The organism is Desulforamulus aquiferis (genome assembly GCF_030577015.1).
Classification (GTDB): Bacteria; Bacillota; Desulfotomaculia; order Desulfotomaculales; family Desulfotomaculaceae; genus Desulfotomaculum; species Desulfotomaculum aquiferis.
The window spans coordinates 1-6,810 of the sequence record NZ_JARPTC010000041.1 but is presented as its reverse complement, the minus strand read 5'-3'; the positions used below and the strand labels follow the sequence as shown (position 1 = coordinate 6,810).

At 49.6% G+C, this 6,810-nt stretch carries 7 protein-coding genes; 5 read left to right on the top strand and 2 right to left on the bottom strand.

Going from position 1 to position 6,810, the window contains the following annotated elements; translation table 11 throughout:
- Positions 1-201: 201 nt before the first annotated feature.
- Entirely contained in the window at positions 202-477 is a 276-nt protein-coding gene (locus P6N53_RS18315) for an EscU/YscU/HrcU family type III secretion system export apparatus switch protein (RefSeq protein ID WP_373323072.1), read from the bottom strand.
- A complete protein-coding gene (gene fliK / locus P6N53_RS18310) occupies positions 477-1,067 on the bottom strand; it encodes a flagellar hook-length control protein FliK (RefSeq protein WP_304545798.1) in 591 nt (196 codons plus the stop codon). The genes P6N53_RS18315 and fliK overlap by 1 nt, the downstream gene beginning before the upstream one ends.
- Positions 1,068-1,458: 391 nt before the next feature.
- Between fliK and argC the strand changes: the two genes are divergently transcribed.
- The 5 genes from argC to P6N53_RS18285 all read left to right on the top strand — a co-directional run.
- On the top strand, positions 1,459-2,499 hold the full coding sequence (argC, locus tag P6N53_RS18305; RefSeq protein ID WP_304545796.1) for an N-acetyl-gamma-glutamyl-phosphate reductase: 1,041 nt from the start codon (positions 1,459-1,461) through the stop codon (positions 2,497-2,499).
- A 17-nt stretch (positions 2,500-2,516) separates the two neighbouring features.
- On the top strand, positions 2,517-3,737 hold the full coding sequence (gene argJ, locus P6N53_RS18300; RefSeq protein WP_304545794.1) for a bifunctional glutamate N-acetyltransferase/amino-acid acetyltransferase ArgJ: 1,221 nt from the start codon (positions 2,517-2,519) through the stop codon (positions 3,735-3,737).
- A 35-nt stretch (positions 3,738-3,772) separates the two neighbouring features.
- Positions 3,773-4,633: an acetylglutamate kinase gene (gene argB, locus P6N53_RS18295; protein WP_304545799.1), complete on the top strand. Its 861-nt coding sequence runs from the start codon at positions 3,773-3,775 to the stop codon at positions 4,631-4,633.
- 59 nt (positions 4,634-4,692) lie between these two features.
- Positions 4,693-5,883, top strand: coding sequence for an acetylornithine transaminase (locus P6N53_RS18290; protein ID WP_304545792.1), 1,191 nt, complete (start codon positions 4,693-4,695; stop codon positions 5,881-5,883).
- 27 nt (positions 5,884-5,910) lie between these two features.
- The coding region (locus P6N53_RS18285) for an ATP-binding protein (RefSeq protein WP_441315729.1) at positions 5,911-6,810 on the top strand (900 nt) is incomplete at its 3' end.

The window sequence follows — 6,810 nt, the reverse complement described above, 5'->3', positions numbered from 1 at the left end:
AGTTTACTGGTAGTGGAATTTGATGGTTGTTGTTACCGCATAGGCAGACAGCAGAAACGGGACTTACGCCCTCATAGGGTATTCCTTTGTGGAACTTCGGGCTAAGCAACGCAGACCGTGCTCCGCTACGCTTTTGGAAAAGCCACCTGCCTTACTAGGGGGTCCTTTGGGGTAGTTTTTATAAAAGATTGAACCCCTTTATCAGGGGTTCTTTTTTGTGTCTAGGTTGGCTACGTGGGCTAGGATTAGGGCTACGGCTTGGTAAAGTTCTTGGGGGATTTCTACGCCTAGGCCTAGTTCAGTGAGGGTTTTGGCCAGGTGTTGGTCTTTGTAGAGGGGGATGTTGTTTTCTTTGGCTAGCTTTTCTATGGCCTCGGCCAGGTCTCCCTTGCCGGCGGCAACTACAATGGGGGCGTTATCCTGTTGGCTGCGGTAGCGCAGGGCGGCTGCTACCCTTGGTTTTCTTGTTGTCATCATTACACCTGAAGATCTATGAGGTTTGTAGTTCCTGGAGTAGCGAAGTCAGGATCGAGGTCGGCTATGCCCCGGATTCCGGCCTGGACCCTGTAGGAGACCACAACGTTACTAAAGCCTGCGTCTTGCAGTTCTTGGCGTAGGATTTCTGAGGATGAGCGAAAAACTTCTGCCACAGAGTTATCCTCCGTGATACACTGTAGTGATAGGAGCTTCCCTGGCTGGGAGGTCATGGTAAACCATAGTAGTCCCAGGGTGTATGTGTTGACACTAAATATTATTTTAGATTCTCCGTCTTCGCTGATCTTGGCTTTGAAATCCTTTAGCTTCCAGTAAAATCTGGTGTCCTCATAAAGGGGAGAGCGAAGAGGCAATGGGACAAAGTTAAGCTGCTCTTGACGGTCAGCTATTGTAGCCTCCGGTGCAGCTGAGGTTGGTCCCTTTGTGACTTTTAAAGCTTCTGTTGCAGCTTCGCCAGGATTTTTCTGCTGCAATATAAAGGGGTTTTGCTGAACTTTATCCAGGGGTTTGGTAGGGGTCACCTTCATGGTGCCAGTGGTTCTAAGTAAAGCCGACATTACCCTGTCGATCATTTAAATCGCCCCCCTTTTTTTACATATACCTTCGACACAGGTAATTTTGTTCCTGCTGGATGGAATAATTTGCAGGATTTTGTGTTTTATACAAGAAGATTTAGGTTTGGTAATGTAGTTGAATCAATTAGACTAATTTACAGGCCTTACATAAAAAGGATCTGTTTCAGTAAGAATAAAATTATTACTACTATAAAACCGAGATGAGTGGTTTGGACAAGCAAAGCTGCAAGCACTGCGGAGGAAAAAAATTCTAAGCCACTAAAAAAAATAATATTGTATTTTATGCACGTGGATGTATAATTATAAGTATGTGTTTGGTATAGCACTAGATTAAATAATCTAGTTAACAAATAATTATGCAAATGCAAATTAAATGGAGGTGCCGGGAATGATTAAGGTTGGAATTGTTGGGGCAACGGGATATGCAGGGGCTGAGTTGGTCCGACTGCTGTCGCGGCACCCCAAGGCTGAATTAACTGTGTTAACCTCCCAATCCTATGCCGGCAAGACCATGTGGGAAGTATTCCCTCATCTTTACGGTGTGGTAGACAATACTTTGGAGGCTTTAAATGTACCGGAGTTGGTTTCACGCTGTGATGTTGTCTTTACAGCTCTTCCCCACGGCCATGCTATGCCGGTGGGCCAGGAGGTAATGCGACGAGGGAAGCGGCTAATTGACCTGGGAGCGGATTTTCGACTTAAGGATGTAGATATATATCAGTCCTGGTATAAAACAGAACACACAGCCTCAGTGTTGGTGGCCTCTGCGGTATATGGACTGCCGGAATTATACCGACTTGAGATTAAGGACAGTGTAATTGTGGCAAACCCTGGTTGTTATCCCACCAGTGCTATTCTAGGTCTTGCCCCATTACTTACGGATAAGTTAATTGATCCGGAAACATTAATCATAGATTCAAAATCGGGAGTTTCAGGTGCGGGCCGGGGACTGAGCCTAAAAACCCATTTTAGTGAAACCACAAATAACTTTCAAGCCTATGGGGTAGCCACCCATCGGCACACACCCGAAATAGAACAAGAGTTGTCGCTGCTGGCGGGGATGCCGGTGACCATTAATTTCACCCCGCACCTTACACCTATGATCCGGGGTATTTTAAGCACCATGTACGCAAAGCTAACCAGAAATATAACCACCGAGGAATTAACGGAAAGATATAAGGAATTTTACCAGGGTGAGAGATTTGTCAGGGTGCTGCCCGTGGGCATGCTGCCCCAGACCAAGGCGGTGGCCGGGTCCAACTGCTGTGATATCGCAGTGAGTGTTGATCCACGAACCAAACGGGTAATTGTCATATCAGCCATAGATAACCTGATTAAAGGTGCCGCAGGTCAGGCGGTGCAAAATTTAAATGTCATATTGGGATTGCCGGAGGATACCGGTCTTGACTTTGCGGGTATGTACCCCTAGGGAGAGGATGAAAATAAATGGTAGCATTAGGTTCACATAAAACAATTGCCGGTGGAGTAACCGCTGCCCTAGGATTCTTGGCCAGTGGAGTTCCCGCGGGCCTTAAGAAGGACGGCAAGCTTGATCTAGCCCTGATCTATTCAGAGGAACCGGCATCTGCCGCCGGAGCATATACAACCAATATCGTTCAGGCAGCACCCCTTGAACTCACCCGCAGCAGGGTAGCAGAGGGTAAGGCCCAGGCTATAATCATCAATGCTGGCAACGCCAATGCCTGTACAGGGGAAAAGGGTTTGCCGGATGCTAGGGAGATGGCCCGCAGGGCGGGAGAACTCCTAAATATTACAGAGGATTATGTCTTAGTGGCATCTACCGGGGTAATCGGGGTACCCCTGCCGGTGGAAAAGATTACTTCAGCAACACCGGCAGCAACCGCTTCCCTAAGCAAAGAAAACCATGCAGCTGCCTCCCAGGCTATTATGACAACTGACCTGGTGCCCAAGGAATATGCAGTGCAGCTTATAATCAAAGACCAAATAATCACCATTGGTGGCATGGCTAAGGGGTCCGGCATGATTCACCCCAATATGGCCACCATGCTGAGTTTTATAACCACCGACGCAGCCATTGACAGTGAGACCCTGCAAAGGGCCCTCAAGCAGGTGGTAGATCTTTCCTTCAACATGATTACCGTTGATGGTGACACCAGCACCAACGATATGGTGTTGGTATTAGCAAACGGGCTTGCCGGTAATGAGCAAATAAAGGCTGATACAGAAGAATATGGACTATTTTGTAAGGGGCTTTTAGAAGTCTGCACTGCCCTGGCCAAGATGATCGCCCGGGATGGTGAGGGGGCTACAAAGCTAATTGAGGTAAATGTAACCGGAGCACCGTCCCAGAGGGATGCTGCTATGGCAGCCCGATCAGTAACAGGCTCCAACTTGTTTAAGGCAGCGGTCTTTGGCAGAGATGCCAACTGGGGCAGAATACTCTGTGCCCTGGGCTACTCCGGGGCAAAATTCGATCCCACCAGACCAGATATCTTTATAGGCGATGTTCAGGTGGCCCGGGACGGCGGGGCGGTGGAGTTTGATGAAGATAGGGCAGCGGCTTTGCTGGCCCAGGACCCGGTGCAAATCTTTGTGGATTTAAAATCCGGCGATTTTTCTGCAACAGCCTGGGGCTGTGATTTGACCTATGACTACGTTAGGATTAACGGCAGCTATAGGACCTAAGCCTAACGATTATTGATAGAGGAGAGCGTACCGTGATGTTAACCCCGTTGGAAAAGGCAGGCATCCTGGTGGAGGCCCTGCCATACATTAAAAAATTTTACGGCAAAACCGTGGTGATAAAATACGGCGGCCACGCCATGATTAATTCAGACCTGAAGCAGGCAGTTATGACCGACCTGGTATTAATGAAGTTTGTGGGTATCAATCCGGTGGTGGTGCACGGTGGTGGACCAGAAATCACCGGCATGCTAAAGAGGCTGGGTGTTGACTCCCGGTTTGTCGGGGGTCTGAGGGTAACGGACGAAGTCACCATGGAAGTGGTGGAGATGGTGCTGGGTAAAATAAATAAGGAAATTGCCTCCCTGATTAACGGGCTGGGCGGCAGGGGTGTGGGACTATCCGGCAAGGATGCCAACCTACTTACTGCAGTTAAGAAGCTGGGCAGTGACAGGCAGGATATTGGCTTTGTGGGAGAGGTAAAGGAAGTAAACCCCAGCCTCCTGGAAACTGTCATCAATGAAGGCTATATCCCTGTAGTCTCGCCGGTGGGTGTAGGTCAGGGTGGGCAAAGCTATAATATTAATGCTGATTATGCGGCGAGTGCCATAGCCACTGCCCTAAAGGCCGATAAACTCATAATCCTAACGGATGTTGAAGGCATCCTGGAGGATCGCAATAATAAGGAGTCATTAATATCTACCGTGAAAATAGATGATATCTCCACCCTGACCGAGAGGGGTGTCCTCCAGGGTGGGATGATCCCTAAGGTGGAGTGCTGTGTAAATGCCATCAAGGGAGGGGTAAACTCTACCCACATTTTAGACGGCAGGGTGCCCCACTCCATACTATTGGAGGTTTTTACAGACAAGGGGATAGGAACCATGGTGGTACCGTAAACGAGCGGGGAAGGTATGTGGTCAGATTTCCTTTGGATGGATGAAAGGTCAGGTGAAGTATGAATAACAATGAGATAGTAGCCATGGGCAAACAATATGTAATGAATACCTATGGACGCCTGCCTATGGCCCTGGTCAAGGGTGAGGGTCCCTGGGTATGGGATGCTGAAGGCCGTAAGTATTTGGACCTTGTGGGCGGTTTAGCAGTTACTTCCCTTGGTCATGCCCATCCCAAAGTGGCAGAGGCCGTCTGCCAACAGGTAGGCACATTACTCCACTGCTCCAATATCTATTGGATAGAGCCCCAGGTAAAGCTGGCAAAATTACTGGTGGAGAACTCCTGTGCTGATAAAGTGTTCTTTTGCAACAGCGGGGCCGAGGCCAATGAAGGGGCCATAAAGCTGGCTAGAAAATATGCCAAGGCCCAACTTGGCCCGGATAAATATGAGATAATTACCGCTACCAACTCTTTTCATGGAAGGACTTTGGCGGCAATTACTGCCACAGGTCAAACCAAATATCAAAAGGGCTTTGCTCCCCTGCCCCAGGGCTTTAAATATGTGCCCTTCAATGATCTGAAGGCGCTGGCGGATAATATTGGACCCCACACCTGTGCCGTCATGCTTGAGCCAATCCAGGGGGAAGGTGGAGTTATACCTGCCACCCAGGCTTACCTGGAGGGAGTGGCAAAACTCTGCCGGGAAAAAGGGATGCTGATGATTTTTGACGAAGTGCAATGCGGACTGGGCAGGACAGGGAAGTTCTTGGCCTACCAGCATTACGGGGTGGAGCCGGACATTATTACCCTGGCTAAGGCCTTGGGCAACGGTTTCCCCATCGGGGCCATGCTGGCAAAGGAGTATGTGGCTGCTGCCTTTCAGCCGGGAGATCATGCCAGCACCTTTGGGGGTAACCCCCTGGCCACTTCCGCGGCCCTGGCGGCCATGGATGTGCTCCTAAATGACGGAGTGATGGAAAATGCCGTAGACATGGGAGAGTATTTTAAAGGGCAGCTATTGAAGCTGGCCAACAAATATTCCTTTATCAAAGAAGTAAGGGCTATGGGACTAATGCTGGGAATGGAGCTAACCATCGAAGGTAAGGATATTGTGGCCCGTTGTCTGGAGCAGGGACTCTTAATCAACTGCACCAACGGCAATGTTTTAAGGTTTCTGCCCCCGCTAATTATAGCTAAAGAAGAAATTGACCTGGCCCTGGAAGTTTTGGTTCAGGCCATGGCAAAGGAATAAGCTGGCTTAACAACAAGGAGGATTAGGATGCCCAAACGGAAGGACATCAAAACAGTATTGGTTATTGGTTCCGGTCCCATTATTATCGGTCAGGCAGCAGAATTTGACTATGCCGGAACCCAGGCCTGTAAAGCTCTCCGGGAAGAGGGCATCAAGGTAATACTGGTAAACTCCAACCCTGCCACCATCATGACTGACGGGGACATAGCGGATAAAGTTTACGTCGAGCCCCTGACCTCGGATAGTATTGAAAAAATCATTGCCCGGGAGAAGCCCGACGGATTGCTGCCCACCCTGGGAGGCCAGACCGGCCTCAATATGGCGGTGGAGCTGGCAGAGAAGGGAATCCTGGATAAACATAATGTAGCCCTGCTGGGCACCTCCCTGGAGACCATTAAAAAGGCGGAGGACCGGGAACTATTTCGCTCCACCATGCTGGAGATTGGGGAACCAATTCCCCCCAGTACCATCGCCAGCACCCTGGAGGAGTGTCTGGAATTTGCCAATAAGATTGGCTACCCCCTCATTGTAAGACCCGCCTACACCCTTGGGGGAACCGGCGGTGGTATTGCCCTGGAGGAAAAGGAGCTAACAGCCATCTGCCACCGGGGACTTAAAATGAGCATGATTAATCAGGTGCTCCTGGAGCGCAGTGTTGCCGGCTGGAAGGAAATTGAGTATGAGGTGATGCGGGATAGCGCTGACAACTGCATTACCATTTGTAATATGGAAAACCTTGACCCGGTGGGTGTGCATACAGGGGATAGCATTGTTGTCGCCCCCTCCCAGACCCTGTCAGACCGGGAGTACCAGATGCTGAGAAGCGCCTCCCTAAAGATTATCCGTGCCCTTAAGGTGGCCGGGGGCTGCAATGTGCAGTTTGCCTTGGACCCCTACAGCATGGACTATATCGTAATTGAGGTCAAT

Bases quoted from the DNA above. Each gene is read 5' to 3' on its own strand.
- argJ (WP_304545794.1), top strand. From the start codon at position 2,517: ATGGTAGCATTAGGTTCACATAAAACAATTGCCGGTGGAGTAACCGCT.
- P6N53_RS18315 (WP_373323072.1), bottom strand. From the start codon at position 477: ATGATGACAACAAGAAAACCAAGGGTAGCAGCCGCCCTGCGCTACCGC.
- P6N53_RS18290 (WP_304545792.1), top strand. From the start codon at position 4,693: ATGAATAACAATGAGATAGTAGCCATGGGCAAACAATATGTAATGAAT.
- argB (WP_304545799.1), top strand. From the start codon at position 3,773: ATGTTAACCCCGTTGGAAAAGGCAGGCATCCTGGTGGAGGCCCTGCCA.
- fliK (WP_304545798.1), bottom strand. From the start codon at position 1,067: ATGATCGACAGGGTAATGTCGGCTTTACTTAGAACCACTGGCACCATG.
- argC (WP_304545796.1), top strand. From the start codon at position 1,459: ATGATTAAGGTTGGAATTGTTGGGGCAACGGGATATGCAGGGGCTGAG.